Origin of the sequence: Gluconacetobacter diazotrophicus PA1 5 (assembly GCF_000021325.1) — a bacterium.
GTDB lineage: Bacteria > Pseudomonadota > Alphaproteobacteria > Acetobacterales > Acetobacteraceae > Gluconacetobacter > Gluconacetobacter diazotrophicus.
In genome coordinates this window covers 1,278,375-1,293,377 of record NC_011365.1, presented here as the reverse complement: position 1 = coordinate 1,293,377, position 15,003 = coordinate 1,278,375, and the positions used below count along the sequence as shown (strand labels likewise).

At 67.6% G+C, this 15,003-nt stretch carries 16 protein-coding genes and 1 other RNA gene; 11 read left to right on the top strand and 6 right to left on the bottom strand.

Annotated elements, in window-relative coordinates; genetic code table 11:
- Nucleotides 1-16: 16 nt before the first annotated feature.
- Together GDIA_RS05750 and GDIA_RS05745 are read right to left on the bottom strand one after the other, a co-directional pair.
- Nucleotides 17-652, bottom strand: coding sequence for an MlaC/ttg2D family ABC transporter substrate-binding protein (locus GDIA_RS05750; protein ID WP_012553621.1), 636 nt, complete (start codon nucleotides 650-652; stop codon nucleotides 17-19).
- A 15-nt stretch (nucleotides 653-667) separates the two neighbouring features.
- Entirely contained in the window at nucleotides 668-1,489 is an 822-nt protein-coding gene (locus GDIA_RS05745) for an MlaA family lipoprotein (RefSeq protein ID WP_012553620.1), read from the bottom strand.
- Between the two features lie 275 nt (nucleotides 1,490-1,764).
- On the opposite strand from GDIA_RS05745, the gene GDIA_RS05740 reads away from it, so the two are divergent.
- Together GDIA_RS05740 and GDIA_RS05735 are read left to right on the top strand one after the other, a co-directional pair.
- Complete coding sequence (locus GDIA_RS05740; protein ID WP_012223648.1) at nucleotides 1,765-2,973, top strand: aldose epimerase family protein; 1,209 nt, start codon at nucleotides 1,765-1,767, stop codon at nucleotides 2,971-2,973.
- A gap of 16 nt (nucleotides 2,974-2,989) precedes the next feature.
- Nucleotides 2,990-3,865: an MOSC domain-containing protein gene (locus tag GDIA_RS05735; RefSeq protein ID WP_012223649.1), complete on the top strand. Its 876-nt coding sequence runs from the start codon at nucleotides 2,990-2,992 to the stop codon at nucleotides 3,863-3,865.
- A 4-nt stretch (nucleotides 3,866-3,869) separates the two neighbouring features.
- On the opposite strand, the gene thyX is transcribed toward GDIA_RS05735, so the two are convergent.
- A complete protein-coding gene (gene thyX, locus GDIA_RS05730; protein ID WP_012223650.1) occupies nucleotides 3,870-4,820 on the bottom strand; it encodes an FAD-dependent thymidylate synthase in 951 nt (316 codons plus the stop codon).
- 110 nt (nucleotides 4,821-4,930) lie between these two features.
- Between thyX and ssrA the strand changes: the two genes are divergently transcribed.
- The 5 genes from ssrA to GDIA_RS05710 all read left to right on the top strand — a co-directional run bounded on the left by ssrA (nucleotide 4,931) and on the right by GDIA_RS05710 (nucleotide 9,287).
- Nucleotides 4,931-5,269, top strand: a transfer-messenger RNA (tmRNA) gene (gene ssrA, locus GDIA_RS18445).
- A 358-nt stretch (nucleotides 5,270-5,627) separates the two neighbouring features.
- Entirely contained in the window at nucleotides 5,628-6,173 is a 546-nt protein-coding gene (locus GDIA_RS05725; protein WP_012553619.1) for an SspB family protein, read from the top strand.
- Nucleotides 6,174-6,273: 100 nt separating this feature from the next.
- Nucleotides 6,274-7,938, top strand: coding sequence for a fumarate hydratase (locus GDIA_RS05720; protein WP_012553618.1), 1,665 nt, complete (start codon nucleotides 6,274-6,276; stop codon nucleotides 7,936-7,938).
- A gap of 50 nt (nucleotides 7,939-7,988) precedes the next feature.
- A complete protein-coding gene (locus tag GDIA_RS05715) occupies nucleotides 7,989-8,381 on the top strand; it encodes a VOC family protein (RefSeq protein ID WP_012223653.1) in 393 nt (130 codons plus the stop codon).
- Between the two features lie 3 nt (nucleotides 8,382-8,384).
- On the top strand, nucleotides 8,385-9,287 hold the full coding sequence (locus GDIA_RS05710; RefSeq protein ID WP_012223654.1) for an MIP/aquaporin family protein: 903 nt from the start codon (nucleotides 8,385-8,387) through the stop codon (nucleotides 9,285-9,287).
- A gap of 28 nt (nucleotides 9,288-9,315) precedes the next feature.
- Here GDIA_RS05710 and GDIA_RS05705 read toward each other — a convergent pair whose 3' ends face one another.
- The 3 genes from GDIA_RS05705 to GDIA_RS05695 form a co-directional block, all read right to left on the bottom strand.
- The gene (locus GDIA_RS05705) at nucleotides 9,316-10,368 is read right to left on the bottom strand and encodes a GGDEF domain-containing protein (protein ID WP_012223655.1); all 1,053 of its coding nucleotides are present in this window, start codon (nucleotides 10,366-10,368) and stop codon (nucleotides 9,316-9,318) included.
- 109 nt (nucleotides 10,369-10,477) lie between these two features.
- Nucleotides 10,478-10,969 (bottom strand): kinase inhibitor, encoded by a 492-nt coding sequence (locus GDIA_RS05700; protein ID WP_012223656.1) that lies wholly within the window; start codon nucleotides 10,967-10,969, stop codon nucleotides 10,478-10,480.
- A gap of 30 nt (nucleotides 10,970-10,999) precedes the next feature.
- On the bottom strand, nucleotides 11,000-11,221 hold the full coding sequence (locus tag GDIA_RS05695; protein ID WP_012223661.1) for a hypothetical protein: 222 nt from the start codon (nucleotides 11,219-11,221) through the stop codon (nucleotides 11,000-11,002).
- A 154-nt stretch (nucleotides 11,222-11,375) separates the two neighbouring features.
- On the opposite strand from GDIA_RS05695, the gene queA reads away from it, so the two are divergent.
- From queA to GDIA_RS05675, 4 genes are read left to right on the top strand one after another with little or no spacing between them, the layout of a single operon-like run.
- Nucleotides 11,376-12,443, top strand: a complete 1,068-nt coding sequence (gene queA, locus GDIA_RS05690; protein WP_012553617.1) for a tRNA preQ1(34) S-adenosylmethionine ribosyltransferase-isomerase QueA — start codon at nucleotides 11,376-11,378, stop codon at nucleotides 12,441-12,443.
- Nucleotides 12,440-13,603, top strand: coding sequence for a tRNA guanosine(34) transglycosylase Tgt (tgt, locus tag GDIA_RS05685; RefSeq protein ID WP_012553616.1), 1,164 nt, complete (start codon nucleotides 12,440-12,442; stop codon nucleotides 13,601-13,603). The genes queA and tgt overlap by 4 nt, the downstream gene beginning before the upstream one ends.
- Nucleotides 13,603-14,676, top strand: coding sequence for a tRNA epoxyqueuosine(34) reductase QueG (gene queG, locus GDIA_RS05680; protein WP_012553615.1), 1,074 nt, complete (start codon nucleotides 13,603-13,605; stop codon nucleotides 14,674-14,676). Before tgt ends, queG begins: the two co-directional genes overlap by 1 nt.
- Nucleotides 14,673-14,921, top strand: a complete 249-nt coding sequence (locus GDIA_RS05675; protein ID WP_012223668.1) for a ribbon-helix-helix domain-containing protein — start codon at nucleotides 14,673-14,675, stop codon at nucleotides 14,919-14,921. The genes queG and GDIA_RS05675 overlap by 4 nt, the downstream gene beginning before the upstream one ends.
- The last annotated feature ends 82 nt before the right edge of the window (nucleotides 14,922-15,003 follow it).

Sequence of the window (15,003 nt, the reverse complement as noted above, 5' to 3'; positions counted from 1 at the left end):
ATCACAACGGATACTCTCAGGGGCTGGCGTGGGCCGCCACCTGATGGTCCAGCGCGTGCAGCAGTGCGTCCACGCTGCCGTTATGCCGCGCGATGAACGAGGCATAATCCTGCCGCTGCGTCAGGCGCAGGCTGGTGCCTTCGCCCACCACATCCACCACCTTGGGCTGGCCGCTGCTGCTGCTGACGATCCACTGGGTGTTGGCGGCCGGCTGTTCGGGGCGGTTGATGACGGTATCCACCGCCTGGTCGGCGCCGACCATCGAGGTGCCGTTGATGGTGAAGGTCACGCCGCGATAATCGCCGATCTTGTCGGTGATGGCGTTCAGCAGGACCTGATGGAACAGGGCCAGGTAGCGGGACTGCTGTTCGGGCGTGGCGACGCGCCAGTAGCGGCCCAGGCAGTACCGGCCGATCGCATCCATGTCCACATGCGCCTGCAGCAGCGGCAGGATGGCCACCTTCTTTTCGGACAGCGAGCGGTTGGAATTGACGATCGCGATCAACCGGAGGCCGAAATCGTTGACGAAGGCGCGGGCGCTGGCGGCCGACGCATCGGCGGCGCGCGCCGGCCCGGCGACGGGAAGGGCGGCGGCCACTCCGGTCCACGCAACGAGACCCAGCGCATGACGACGGGTAAGGGCTGTCTTCATCTCTGCGTCTCCTTCTTAATTGTACCAGTCGGGCACGGTGGCCCGGCGGTCGTGGCTGATGGTGTCGGCCAGGGCCTTGCGCTGCTGCTGATAGGCGCTGCGGATGGTGGCGTAGGGGTCCAGCGCGTCCTTCTGCAACTGGTCCAGCGCGTCCAGATGGTCGGCCCTGGCGTTGATCATGCCCATGATGTTGTAGGCCCAGTTGAACGTCAGCAGGCCGTAGCCGCTGGGCACATAGTTCCACGGCGACAGGCCGACATCGATGCCGTAGCCGATCCCGTCGCGGAACGAGGACGGGCCCATCATCGGCAGGAACAGATAGGGGCCCGACGGCACGCCCCATGTCGCCAGCGTCAGCCCCGCATCGTCGTCGTGATGGGGGTAGCCGGCATATTTCGCGACATCGATCAGCCCGCCGATGCCGGCGACCATGTTGATGCACCACCGCACGAAGGCATCACCCGCGCGGCGGGGCTTGCCGGCGCCGACATCGGTGAAGAACACCACGGGCTCGTTCATCGTCTGGGACATGTTGCCCATCGACTGCCGCACGCGATAGGGCACGGCCCAGACATACGCCTGTGCGACCGGACGCAGGGAGTATTTGTCCAGCTTCATGGTGATGTCGTAGAACTTGCGGTTCATCGACTCATACGGATCGTTGGCCTCGCGATATTCGGCCAGTTCGTCCGGGTCCTTGGGCGGCGGGGCCGCGCAGCCCGCCAGCGTGGCCAGCACCAGGCCGGATACTCCCAGGCCGGCGATCAGGCGGGCGACCAGGCGCGGACGGCGGGCAGAGGCGGATGACCGGGACGGTGAAAAGATCGATCCTGTCATTGCGCGCATACTCGTATCCGTTTCCCTGGTCTGCCGTTCCCGAAAGGCCAACGCATCGGGACGCCAATGGATGTCGCGGACTGCCCGTGCGTCTTCCGCAAGGGTTCTCTCTAGCATGCGTTGCGGCTTGTGCAATCCGCCGCATGACCGATCGGTCATGCGTTATCGCGACCTGGCGCCCCCCGTCCGGGCCCGCAACGGGGATTCGGGCGCTTGCCTCCGACGAGAACTCTGGTCCACTGTGGCGCAAAATCCACAATGCCAAGAGGAACAGAATGCTCAGAATCTCCCCGACCCGTCTTGCCACGTCGCTGCTGGCGGCCACGGCCCTGGTGTCCGCTACCCTGGCATCCGCCACGCCCGTCCGGGCGGCCGATGCCCCGGTCGCGCTGGCCCGGGCCGGCTTCGGCACGATGGCGGACGGCAAGCCGGTCGAGATTCTGACCCTGCGCAACGCCCATGGTGTCTCGGTGCGCTTCATCACCTATGGTGGCATCATCACCGCGATCGACACGCCCGACCGGACCGGCCACACCGACGATATCGTCCTCGGCTTTCCCGACCTGCAGGGCTATACGGTGGACAGCGCCCAGGGCGGCCTGTTCTTCGGCGCCATGATCGGCCGCTACGCCAACCGGATCGCGCGCGGCACCTTCACCCTGGACGGCGCGACGTATCACGTTCCCGTGACGGCGCCGCCGAATGCGCTGCATGGCGGCACCAGGGGCTTCGACAAGCATCTGTGGACCGTCGACGGCACCGCCACGGACGCCCATTCGGCCAGCGCCACGCTGTCGCTGACCAGCCCGGATGGGGACCAGGGCTTCCCCGGCACGCTGAAGGTCAGCGTGACCTACACGCTGGACGACCAGGACCGGCTGACGCTGCATTATCGCGCGACGACCGACAAGCCGACGGTGCTGAACCTGACCAACCACAGCTACTTCAACCTGGGCGGCGAGGGATCGGGCTCGATCGAGGATGAAATCCTGCAGATCAACGCCGATCACTTCACCCCCACCGACCCGACGGCGATTCCCACCGGGGACATTGCGCCGGTGGCCGGCACGCCGCTGGATTTCCGCAAGCCGATGCGGATCGGCGTGCATCTGCGCGATTCCTATCCGCAACTGATGTTCGCGCGCGGCTACGACCATAACTGGGTCGTCAACGGCCCGGCCGGCGCCGCACCCCGTCCGGCCGCCCATATCGTGGACCCCCGGACCGGCCGCACGATGGACGTCCTGACGTCGCAGCCCGGCCTGCAGGTCTATACGTCGAACTCGCTGGATGGGGCCTATGCCGGGGTGTCGCATCGCGCCTACCGCCAGACCGACGCGATCGCGTTCGAGGCCGAGCATTATCCCGATTCGCCCAACCATCCGTCCTTCCCCACCACCACGCTGCGCCCGGGCGAGACGTTCGATTACACGACGATCTTCCATTTCGGCGTGCAGCCGGCCGCACCCCGTCACGGACAGTGATGGATCAGGGGCGCTGATGGAGGGGGGCGCCGATCCCTCCGGGGTGCGCGTCGCGTCCCTGCACGTCTATTCCGTCAAGTCGCTGGGCGGGGTGACGGTGCCGGACGGCTGGCTGGGTCCCTGCGGGCTGGAGGACGACCGGCGCTGGCTGGTCACCGACCCCGACGGCGGTTTCCTGACCCAGCGGCAGGTCGCGCGCATGGCGCTGGTCGCGGTGACGCGGCGGCCGGGCGGCCTGGTCCTGTCGTTGCCCAGGGAAGGCACGGGGCAGGGTACGGGGCAGGGCGGGCTGGACGTCGCGATTCCCCCGGCGGATGGCCGCCGGGTAACGGTTCGGGTCTGGCGTGACAGCGTGCCGGCCGTCGATGCCGGCGACGGGGCGGCGGCGTGGCTGACCGCCGCATTGGGGCGTCCGTGCCGGCTGGCCTATCTGCATGATACCGGGGCGCGGCCGGCCGATCCGGCCTATGCCCCCGCGGGGTCCACGGTCGGGTTCGCGGACGGCTTCGCCGTGCTGGTGGCGACCGGCGCATCGCTGGCCGCCCTGAATGCCGAACTGCCCGCCCCGGTGCCCATGGACCGTTTCCGGCCCAACCTGGTGCTGGCCGGCGTGCCCGCCTGGGCCGAAGATACATGGCGCCTGATCGCGGTGGGGCCGGCGCTGCTGCGCATCGTCAAGCCGTGCTCGCGCTGCGTCATCACCACCATCGACCAGGCGACGGCCTCGGTGCCCGACCCGCGCGAACCGCTGCGCACGCTGGGCCGGCTGCGGCGGGCGAAGGGCGGGGTGATGTTCGGCCAGAACGCCGCCGTCGTGCGGCCCGGCCGCATCGCCGTGGGCGATGCGGTCACGGTGCTGGAACGCGGCCCGTCGAACCTGCTGCCGGAATAGCCCGTCAGGGACGGAGACGGGGGCCGATTTCCGGCAGCATGGCCACCAGTTCGCTCACCTCGCGCTTCGACAGGCCGCTGGCCTGAAGGTCGACCTCCTGCCCCGCCAGGACCGCGCGCAGCGCGCGCAGCGCTGGGCCGGACAGCAGGGCGGCTTCCTGCATGTAGTCGCGGAAGGCCTCGAAGGTGTGCGGCACCCAGCGTTCTACCAGGCCCAGGATCGCGTCGGCATAGGCACGGATCTCGTACTGGGCGTGCGCGTCCGCCCGCAGGCGCAGGAAATGCAGCAGGTTCCACAGATTGATCTGCCAGTAGAACTGCGTCATCACGTTCACCGGCAGGGTCATGCGCGCCAGTTCGCGCGCCACCACCGGGCGGTCGGGGTCGATCACGTTCCCGGCCTCGTCCTGGTTCAGCATTTCCAGATAATGGTCGTAGCACCGCCCCGCGTCCTCGCGCAGCAGGTCCAGCACGTGCTGCGCGGCCTCGGGGGGCAGGGTCTCGCCGCGCCCCTGCTTGTTGCTGGCGGACTGGCGGGCGATGTCCTCGGGGCGGGGGAAGTAGAATTCCTTCTCCAGCACCGAATAGCGCGCGGAATATTCGTTGATGCTGGCGGTGCGGTGGCGGAACCATTGCCGGGTCACGAAGATGGGCGCGCGGACATGGAACTTGGCCACCGCCAGCTCGAACGGGCTGGTATGCCGGTTGCGCATCAGGTAGCGGATCAGCCCCCGGTCGTCGGACGTGCTGCGCGTGCCCTTGCCGTAGGAGACACGGGCCCCCTGCACGATGGCGGCGTCCCCGCCCATGTAATCGACCAGGCGCACGAATCCGGTCTCCAGCACCGGGACGGGCGCGTACAGCGCCTCCTCGGCCGCCGGCACGACCGTGCGGCGCGTCTCGGCCCAGGCGGCGCGGGCGGCGTCGATTTCCGATTTCTGGTCCGTTGAAAACATCGCTGCGTCCCCGCCTCTGTCGCTGTGCCGATCGGTGTATGCCAAGCGGCGCGCATAACACGAAACGGCGGGGGCCGCGACCGCCGCGACGACCGCCGGGCCGGCGCGGGGTGCTTGCCAAAAGCGGCCGCTGACCCTATATCCCGTGATGCCGGAGGGGCTTGCTCCTTGGCTATGGCGATAAACGGCACGTGGAATAAGTGTAGTGGACCCGGGGGCAGTACCCGGCGTCTCCACCAGACACTCCCCGCGACGCCCCTTCGGGGCAGGGGAGCATGGGGACGAAACAGGCTCGACACGCATGGTAAAGACCTGCCTTTTGCCCGGCATTGTACCGCCGTTATCGGGCTAACTCACAAGTGCCAACGATAACTCTGAGGTGCTCGCTGTCGCTGCATAAGTGACAAGCGCGGTTCGGGAGGGCACCGGGCAACAGAAGCCCTCCCACTCCGCGGCGGTTTCAAAAGCCCCGCTGCTGGCGATCCGACGCGCGTTTCCTGCGCTCCGATGCTCACGGCCGACAAGGCCGCTCCGCTTCGGTGCTCGAAAACACACGCCGGGCGCGGCCCTTAGGGCCGCTCTCGCTCGGCAGACCGGCTTTCAAGCCAGCCTGAGAAGAGTGATCGTCCCCGGCGCCCGAAGCTGGTAGCATGCCCGCTTCGTGAAGCTGGTCTGCTGGCACGCCTCTTGTTCGCCGGCACGGTTTGACGCATGGCTGGTGCTGTGGCACGGCGTGGCGCGATCCAGCAAGGCCACCAGGGTCCGGCTGCCCGACCGAGGGCGACCGGACGGTACGGAGAGACCCGCATGTCCGACGATAACGACGAGGAAATCGGCTTCGACGCCGCGATTCCCGACAGCCTCCTTCCCTATGATTCGTGGATCGAGGACGCGTATCGCACGGTCATGCTGCGCGCCCTGGAACTGGTCGGGCGCGAGGGCCTGCCCGAGGGGCATCATTTCTACATCACCTATCTGACCAACTGGCCCGGGGTGGAACTGCCCGCCCGGCTGCGCGCCCAGTACCTGCACGAGATCACCATCGTGCTGCAGCATCAGTTCTGGGACCTGAAGGTGGACGAGGCCTCGCGGACCGTATCGGTCGGCCTGTCCTTCGGTGGCGTCGGATCGACCCTGGTCATCCCCATCGACGCCATCACCGCCTTCGCCGACCCGCATATCCGGCTCGCGCTGCGCTTCACCCCGCCCGAGCTTGCCTCCGAGGACGAGGAGCCGGACGGTGCCGAGGCGCCCGACGCGGCCCCGGCGGATACGGAAGCCCGGGCCGAAGAGTCGTCGTCACAAGTGGTCAGCCTTGCCGCCTTTCGGAAGAAGGGACCCAGCCAGGGCTGAACCGCCTACCATCCGGGGGCCCGGATGCGGCCGGGCACCCCGTGAACCGCCCCCACCCGGAAGCAATCCGGGGGAGACAGGCACAGGGAGAACGTCCGAAGTGAATGCGTCATCCACCCCCCCCAAACCACCCCTCAAGCCGTTCGTCTACGGCCCGCTCTTTCCGGGCCATGACGACGATACGCCCTGGAAGAAGCTGGAGATCGAGGGCGTGCACACCACCGTGTGCGACGGCCGCACCGTTCTGCATGTCAGGCCCGAGGCACTGAGCGAACTGGCCGCCCGGGCCTTCCACGACATCGCCCACCTGCTGCGTCCGGGGCACCTGGCGCAGCTGGCCAAGATCCTGAAGGACCCCGAGGCCTCGGACAATGACCGGTTCGTGGCGCTGGACCTGCTGAAGAACGCCTGCATCGCGGCGGGCGGCGTGCTGCCGATGTGCCAGGATACCGGCACCGCCATCGTCTACGGCAAGAAGGGCCAGCGCGTCTGGGTCGACGGGAACGAGGAGGAAGCGTTCTCGCGCGGGGTGTACGACACCTATACCCGCACCAGCCTGCGCTATTCGCAGATGGCGCCGCTGTCGATGTTCGAGGAAGTGAACACCGGCACCAACCTGCCGGTGCAGTTCCATATCTCGGCATCGCCCGGCGATTATCATTCCGAACAGATGGACCTGATGTTCGTCGCCAAGGGCGGCGGGTCGGCCAACAAGACCTTCCTGTTTCAGGAAACCCGCGCCCTGCTGTCCAGCAAGGAAGACCTGCTGAAATGGCTGGCCGTCAAGGTGCGCACGCTGGGCACCTCGGCCTGCCCGCCCTATCACCTGGCCGTGGTGATCGGCGGCATGTCGGCCGAACAGACCCTGGAAACGGTGAAGCTGGCCTCGACGCACTGGCTGGACACCCTGCCCACGCAGGGAAGCCCGCTGGGCCATGCCTTCCGCGACCTGGAGATGGAGCAGGAGGTCCTGAAGCTGACCCAGTCCCTGGGAATCGGCGCGCAGTTCGGCGGCAAGTATTTCTGCCATGACGTGCGCGTGGTGCGCCTGCCGCGCCACGGGGCGTCGCTGCCGGTGGGGATCGGCGTGTCCTGCTCGGCCGACCGGCAGATCAAGGCGCGCGTCACCGCCGACGGGTTCTTCCTGGAACAGCTCGAAACCGACCCCGCGCGCTTCCTGCCCGAGACGACGGACGAGCATCTGGGCGGCGAGGTGGTGCAGGTGGACCTGAACCAGCCGATGACCGAAATCCGCGCGCAATTGTCGCGTTATCCGGTCCGTACGCGCCTGTCGCTGACCGGCACCGTGGTCGTGGCGCGCGACATCGCCCACGCCAAGTTCCGCGAGCGGCTGGAACGCGGCGAGGGGCTGCCGCAATACCTGAAGGACCATCCCGTCTATTATGCCGGCCCGGCCAAGACGCCCGACGGGCTGCCGACCGGCTCGTTCGGTCCCACCACGGCCGGTCGCATGGACAGCTATGTCGCCATGCTGCAGGAAGCCGGCGGGTCGTTCGTCATGCTGGCCAAGGGCAACCGGTCCAAGGCGGTGCGCGACGCCTGCCATGAATATGGCGGCTTCTATCTCGGCTCGGTCGGCGGGCCCGCGGCCCGGCTGGCCAAGGACTGCATCCGCAAGGTCGAGGTCCTGGAATATCCGGAACTGGGCATGGAAGCGGTGTGGAAGATCGAGGTGGAGAATTTCCCCGCCTTCATCGTCATCGACGATAAGGGTAATGATTTCTACGAAGGCCTGACGGGCTGAGGCGGGGCGATTCGCCCCGTCACCCCTGGGCCAAGGGAGACCTCCGTTCCATGCGCTTTACCGTCGATCGGCTGGACCATGTCGTCATCACCGTCCGCGACCTGGAGGTCTCGGCGTCCTGGTACCAGCGGGTGTTGGGCATGGAGCGCGAGGAATATGGCCGCAACAACCGTACGGCGCTGAAGTTCGGCGGCCAGAAGATCAACCTCCGTCCCCATGGGGCGGAGGGCTGGTCCACCGCGACCGATGCGCTGCCCGGCACCAACGACCTGTGCTTCATCACCGCCGTGGCCAGCGACGACGTAGTGGAACATCTGCAGGGATGCGGCGTGACGGTGACCGAGGGCCCGGTCGCCCGGCTGGGCGCGCTGGGCCCCGTGACCTCGGTCTATTGCGAGGACCCGGACGGCAATCTGGTCGAGATCGCCTCCTACCAGGGATAGCGCATGCCCGATGTCAGTCCGATCGCGCCGGCGGTTGACGACCCGACGCGGTATCCTCACCCCAACGACCGTCCGCTGGCGGGCGAACCCCATCCCGACCGGCTGGTGCATCCGCGGCTCTATGCCTGCGAATGCGCGGGCACCGTGCTGCTGATGGTGTTCGGCGTGGCCACCAACGTGCTGCTGGGGGCGGCCGGCAGCCCGCTGGGGCGGGTGCTGGCGGATTATCCGGCCCTGCAGGTCGCGCTGCAGGGGCTGTTCTTCGGCATGGGCGGGTCAATCGCGGCGCTGTCGCCGTTCGGCCGGGTCAGCGGCGGGCATGTCAGCCCGTCGGTCTCGCTGGCCTTCACGCTGGTCGGGCGGCTGGCCTGGCGGGACATGCTGGGCTATATGGCGGCGCAGATGGTGGGCGCGGTGCTGGGCACCGGGCTGGTGGCGCTGGGCGGCCTGGCCTGGCCGCGCTTCGGGGCGTGGTCGCACGCCACCCATTTCGCCGCGACCGTGCCCTACGACCTGGTGCCGCTGTGGTGGGCCTTCACCGGCGAGGCCTGTGCCACCGCCCTGCTGATCACCGCGCTGCTCTATACCGGCGGCCACGCCAGCCTGCGCTGGGCCACGCCGCTGCTGGCCGGGCCGCTGTTCTTCATGCTGAACCCGTTCGAGGCCTGGCTGTCGGGTGACAGCACCAACCTGGCGCGCAGCCTGGGCCCGGCGCTGTTTTCCGACCAGTGGCGGGGGTTCTGGATCTATGGCGTGGCCCCGTTCGCAGGCGTCGCCGCGACCGTGCTGATGATCCGCCTGCAGGTCTTTGGCGAGGTCCACCTGCACGAAGCGCGGCTGGCGCATTTCGGCCACCACGGCCGGGCGCCGTTTTTGCTGCCCTGGCGGAGGCGGCGTTCGTCTTAGGACGCGGGTGCGGGTCAAGGCCGCGCTGTCAGGGGCGGGGAAGGTCCCTGTAGAACGATATTCCGCTGATGCGTTTTTTCTTGATTTCGTACATGGCCTGATCGGCTTTTTTCATCAGGATGTTCTGGGTGTCGCCGTCGGAAGGGAAAAGGGAGATGCCGATGCTGCAGCCGACTGTCAGGGGCATGCTTTCAATCTCGCTCGGCTGGCAGAGCAGGTCGCGCAGTTCCTGGGCGCAGGTCTGAAGACCTTCCATATTGTCATAGGGGCATAGCGCGACGAATTCGTCGCCGCCCAGCCTGGCGATGAAGATGTCGCGGTGGCGGAAATGGTTTCCCAGATTTTTTCCCATGGTACGGAGGACTTCATCACCGCAGAGATGGCCGTACTGATCGTTGATATCCTTGAAATTGTTCAGATCGACGATCAGGCATCCGATGGTCCGGTTCCGGTGTTTCGCGTTCTTCAGGATGTCGGGAAACTGCTCGTCGAGACAGTTCCGGTTCGCCAGGCCAGTCAACCTGTCGGTGGTGGCCATGCTTTTCAGGTGGGACAGGACCTTTTTGGTTCCATAATAATCAAGAAAATACCCCAGAATGCTGGACCACAGCAAAACAAAAGACAATCCAAGCAAGACAACTCCAAGGATGTCGGTTGCGTTGTGAACATTCCTTGTCGGGCATCCATGAAGTGAGTGAATGGAGTTCTTGTTGATGATGTGGCTTAAAACGATCCCGAGGCCGAATACGAAACCGGCGATGTAGTTCGAATACGGAAATCTGCGATCTATTACTTTCAAGGAGAGGAAAACGCCCGCCATCACGATGGCGAAGGAAGCAAGGCAATGCACGATCGATACGGACATGTTTTCCGACCCGACGGTACGAAGCATGGCCGTGAAATGGATGGTCCAGAGGGTCGTTCCAAAGGGAATTGGCAACAACGCCTTCAATATTTTCCGGTGCCTTGTTTCCCCATTGTTCTGACGCAGAGCGCATGCCACCCCAAAGGACAGAAAAGATGCCAGGAGTGCCAGGACTTCGAGAACTATAAAGTCGGTCTGCGAAAAGACATGTTCCATGCGTCAGTTATTTCTTGCTCGACTTGAGGGCTCCGTTGTTTAGGATACGGAGCCAGCATGCAGCCATGCCACCAGTGGCTGTCCAAGAAGGTCGGGGTCGTATCCCGGCTTACGCGTCCTTGCCGAATACCGCCGTCAGGCTGGCCGACCCCAGGGAATGGCTATGGAGGAAGAAGCCCACCATCGCCCCGGATGCGTCGGACGGCACGCTGAGCGATTCGGTGTCCAGCGCATGCACGGTGAAGATGTAGCGATGGGCGGGGCCGGGCGGGGGCGCGGCGCCGCCATAGCTGTTGCCGCCGAAATCGGTGCGGGTCATGAACGCGCCCGCCGGCAGGTCGGCATCGCCCGACCCGGCCCCGGCGGGCAGGCTGGTGACGGTGGCGGGAATATTGACCACCACCCAGTGCCACCAGCCCGATCCGGTCGGGGCGTCGGGATCATACAGCGTGATGGCGAAGCTGCGCGTGCCCTCGGGCGCGCCGCTCCAGGCCAGGGGCGGCGACACGTTGCCGCCGCGATAGCCCATGCCGTCGAAGACCTGCGCATCCGGCAGGCGGCCGCCCTCGGTGAAGGCGCGGCTGGTCAATGTGAATGTCATGGGGTCGTGTCCATCCTGTTTTCAGGCTTTCTACCAGTTCTTGCTGACCAGCCAGAACTCCTCGGACGTCAGGGTCACGACGCCGCCGCCGGCGGGGGATTCGGCGGCTGCCTCGGACAGGGCGGCGATGCGCTGGACCATCAGCGTCTTGCGCATGTGGGCCTCGGACGTTTCGGGATTGGCCTCCAGCACGCTCAGCGCGACCTTGCAGGCCCGGGCGACGCGTGCGGCGTCGAGTGCGGCATAGGACATCTGTTTCGCTCCGTTCCATGATCGGGGCCACGGGGCCCTTATCGGGTTTGCTCCATTTTGACGGGTGGCGCGGCACCTGTCCAACGGGGCCTGTCCGGCGGGGCCGCGTGAGATGCTGGCCACGCGGCCCGGGATTCCGTAAACGGGGCATCCGATGACCGACCTTGCCTCCGATTTCGATTTCGACCTGCCGCCCGCGCTGATCGCCGAGCATCCGGCGCGGCCGCGCGATTCCGCGCGGCTGCTGGACATTCCGGCCGCCGGCCCGTTCCATGACCGCATCGTGCGCGACCTGCCGTCGCTGCTGCGGCCCGGCGACCTGCTGGTGGCCAACGATACGGCGGTCATCCCGGCGCAACTGGACGCCCGCCGGGGCGAGGCACGGATCGGCATCACGCTGGACCGCATCCTGCCGGACGGGACATGGCATGCGCTGGCCCGCAACGCCCGCAGGCTGCGGGCCGGCGACGTGCTGACCTTTCCGGGCACGCCCAATACCGCCGCCGTCATCTCGCGCGATGACGAGGGCGGGGTGGTCCTGCGCTTCGATACCGAGGGTGCGGCCTTCGACGCCTTCCTGCAGGCGGCGGGCGTCCTGGCGCTGCCGCCCTATATCGCACGGCCCTTCGGCCCGACCGAACAGGACCGCGTCGATTACGCCACCATCTTCTCGGCCCATCGCGGCGCGGTGGCGGCCCCTACGGCGGGGCTGCATTTCACGCCGGACCTGCTGGCGGCGCTGGACGCGGCGGGGGTGGGGCGGTGTACCCTCACCCTGCATGTCGGGGCCGGGACGTTCCTGCCCGTGCGGGGGGACAGCATCGCCGCCCACCGCATGCATGCCGAACGCGGCGTGATCACGGCCGAGACCGCCGATGCGATCAACGCGGCGCGCCGGGCGGGCGGGCGCATCGTCGCGGTCGGCACGACGTCGCTGCGCCTGCTGGAAAGCGCCGCCGATCCGGACGGCACGATCCGCCCCTTCGACGGCGACACCGCGATCTTCATCCGCCCGGGCTACCGCTTCCGGGCGGTGGACGTGCTGATGACCAATTTCCATCTGCCGCGCTCGACCCTGTTCATGCTGGTCTGCGCGTTTGCCGGATATGACAGGATGCGTGACGCCTACGCCCATGCCGTCGCCGACGGCTACCGGTTCTATTCCTACGGCGATGCCTGCCTGCTGCATCGCGCGCCCGCCGCCGGGGAGCAGGGACTATGAGCACCGCATTCCGCTGGGTGGAACAGGCCCGGATGGGCCGGGCGCGGGCGGGGCACCTGCATACCGCCCACGGCGTGGTCCCCACCCCCACCTTCATGCCCGTCGGCACCGTCGGCACCGTCAAGGCGATGACGATGGATTCCGTGCGCTCCACGGGGGCGGGCATCGTGCTGGGCAACACCTATCACCTGATGCTGCGTCCGGGGGCGGAGAAGGTCCGCGCCCTGGGCGGCCTGCACCGCTTCATGGACTGGCCGGGGCCGATCCTGACCGATTCCGGCGGATTCCAGGTCATGTCGCTGGGCGCGCTGCGCAAGCTGGACCAGGACGGGGTGACGTTCAATTCGCACATCGACGGGTCCAAGCACCGGCTGACGCCCGAACGATCGACCGACATCCAGCATGCGCTGGATGCCACCATCACCATGTGCTTCGACGAATGCCCGGCCCTGCCGGCCCCGCCCGAGACGATCGCGCAGTCCATGCGGCTGTCCATGCGCTGGGCCGCCCGCTGCCGCGAAGCCTTCGTGCCGCGCGCGGGCTATGCCCAGTACGGCATCATCCAGGGCGGGACCGAACCCGAATTGCGGGCCGAGAGCGTGCGCGCCCTGACCGGGATCGGCTTCGAAGGCTACGCCATCGGCGGCCTGGCGGTGGGCGAGGGGCAGGACCTGATGTTCGCGACGCTGGACGCGACCGTGCCGCTGATCCCGCACGACAGCCCGCGCTACCTGATGGGCGTCGGCACGCCGGACGACCTGCTGGGGGCGGTCGAACGCGGGGTGGACATGTTCGACTGCGTCATGCCCACCCGGGCGGGCCGCACCGCCCGCGCCTATACCGAACGCGGCACGCTGAACCTGCGCAACGCCCGCCATGCCGACGATACCCGTCCGCTTTCGCCCCATTGCGACTGTCTGGCCTGCACGCGGCACAGCCGGGCCTATCTGCACCACCTGTTCCGTGCGAACGAAATCCTGGGTCCGATGCTGCTGACCTGGCACAATCTGGCCTATTACCAGCGGCTGATGCGCGGCATGCGCGGCGCGATCGTCGCGGGCACGCTGGGTGCCCACGCCGCCGGATTGCGCGCCGAATGGGCCATGGAAGACTGGACGCCCGATGAGATGCCGCCTCCCGACCTTCCCCCGGTCCCGTGATGGAGGGCGGCCTGCCGCCCGGAAGAGCCGCCATCCTGCGCGATGCGATTCGCGACAGGGCCCTGGCGCTGGGGTTCGACGCGGTGGGCTTCTGCGAGGCCGCGCTGGGGGACGAGGCCCGGGCGCGGCTGGCCGATTTCCTGGCGGCCGGGCATCACGGGTCCATGGGCTGGCTGGCCGAGCGGTCGGCGCAGCGCGGCGACCCGCGCGCCCTGTGGCCCGAGGCGCGCAGCGTGATCGCGCTGGGGCTGTCCTACGCGCCCGGCACGGACGCGCTGGCCACCGTGGGCCGGGCGGATCGGGGCAATATCTCGGTCTATGCGCGCAATCGCGACTATCACGATGTGGTCAAGGGCATGCTGAAGCATGTGGCGCAGTTCGTAGTGGCCGAGGGCGCGCGCGCGGGCGCCGCGACCGGGGTCAAGGTTTTCGTCGATACCGCCCCGGTGCTGGAAAAGCCGCTGGCCGAACGGGCGGGCCTGGGCTGGCAGGGCAAGCACACCAACCTGGTGTCCCGCCGTCACGGAAGCTGGCTGCTTCTGGGTGAAATCTATACGACCCTGGCCCTGCCGCGCACCGACCCGTCGGGCGGGGGGTGCGGCACTTGCCGCCGCTGCCTGGACGCATGCCCGACCAACGCGTTCCCCGAACCCTACCGGATGGATGCGCGGCGGTGCATTTCCTACCTGACGATCGAAAATCCCGGCCCGATTCCGCTGGAATTCCGGGCGGCGATGGGCAACCGGATCTATGGTTGCGACGATTGCCTGGCCGTATGCCCGTGGAACCGCTTCGCCACCGCGTCGCGGCAGATGAAGCTGCAGGCCCGCGACGACCTGACGGCGCCTCGGCTGGCGGCGCTGGCCCGGCTGGACGATGCGGCGTTTCGTGCCCTGTTCTCCGGTTCGCCGGTCAAGCGGATCGGCCGCGACCGCTTCGTGCGTAATGTGCTGGTCGCCATCGGCAATTCGGGGCTGGCGGCCCTGCGCCCGGTGGCGCAGGATCTGTGCGGCGATCCCGACCCGGTGGTGGCCGAGGCCGCGCGTTGGGCCGTGGAACGGTTGCCGTCATGACGGGCGACCGGATCCTGGTCAAGCGTAGCCTGGTCCTGTCCGGCCATCGCACCAGCGTGGCGCTGGAGCCCGAATTCTGGTCGGCTCTGGAGGAGATGGCCCGGGCGCGCGGCCTTGGCGTCGCCGCCCTGATCGGCGGAATCGACGCCACCCGCGATCCGGCGCGGCCGCTGGCATCCGCGTTGCGCGTGGCTGCGTTGCAGGAGGCGCGGGGACGCGGGACGGAAGGCGGCGATTTGGGGTGAGCGCCTGGCGGGTGCTATAAAATGGAAAAGTGAAGCCGTGTGCGCCGCTCGCGGCCATCTGGTTTGGAGATCAGGGCGGGAA

Bases quoted from the DNA above. Each gene is read 5' to 3' on its own strand.
- GDIA_RS05750 (WP_012553621.1), bottom strand. From the start codon at position 652: ATGAAGACAGCCCTTACCCGTCGTCATGCGCTGGGTCTCGTTGCGTGG.
- GDIA_RS05745 (WP_012553620.1), bottom strand. From the start codon at position 1,489: ATGACAGGATCGATCTTTTCACCGTCCCGGTCATCCGCCTCTGCCCGC.
- GDIA_RS05740 (WP_012223648.1), top strand. From the start codon at position 1,765: ATGCTCAGAATCTCCCCGACCCGTCTTGCCACGTCGCTGCTGGCGGCC.
- GDIA_RS05735 (WP_012223649.1), top strand. From the start codon at position 2,990: ATGGAGGGGGGCGCCGATCCCTCCGGGGTGCGCGTCGCGTCCCTGCAC.
- thyX (WP_012223650.1), bottom strand. From the start codon at position 4,820: ATGTTTTCAACGGACCAGAAATCGGAAATCGACGCCGCCCGCGCCGCC.
- GDIA_RS05725 (WP_012553619.1), top strand. From the start codon at position 5,628: ATGTCCGACGATAACGACGAGGAAATCGGCTTCGACGCCGCGATTCCC.
- GDIA_RS05715 (WP_012223653.1), top strand. From the start codon at position 7,989: ATGCGCTTTACCGTCGATCGGCTGGACCATGTCGTCATCACCGTCCGC.
- GDIA_RS05710 (WP_012223654.1), top strand. From the start codon at position 8,385: ATGCCCGATGTCAGTCCGATCGCGCCGGCGGTTGACGACCCGACGCGG.
- GDIA_RS05705 (WP_012223655.1), bottom strand. From the start codon at position 10,368: ATGGAACATGTCTTTTCGCAGACCGACTTTATAGTTCTCGAAGTCCTG.
- GDIA_RS05700 (WP_012223656.1), bottom strand. From the start codon at position 10,969: ATGACATTCACATTGACCAGCCGCGCCTTCACCGAGGGCGGCCGCCTG.
- GDIA_RS05695 (WP_012223661.1), bottom strand. From the start codon at position 11,221: ATGTCCTATGCCGCACTCGACGCCGCACGCGTCGCCCGGGCCTGCAAG.
- queA (WP_012553617.1), top strand. From the start codon at position 11,376: ATGACCGACCTTGCCTCCGATTTCGATTTCGACCTGCCGCCCGCGCTG.
- tgt (WP_012553616.1), top strand. From the start codon at position 12,440: ATGAGCACCGCATTCCGCTGGGTGGAACAGGCCCGGATGGGCCGGGCG.
- queG (WP_012553615.1), top strand. From the start codon at position 13,603: ATGGAGGGCGGCCTGCCGCCCGGAAGAGCCGCCATCCTGCGCGATGCG.
- GDIA_RS05675 (WP_012223668.1), top strand. From the start codon at position 14,673: ATGACGGGCGACCGGATCCTGGTCAAGCGTAGCCTGGTCCTGTCCGGC.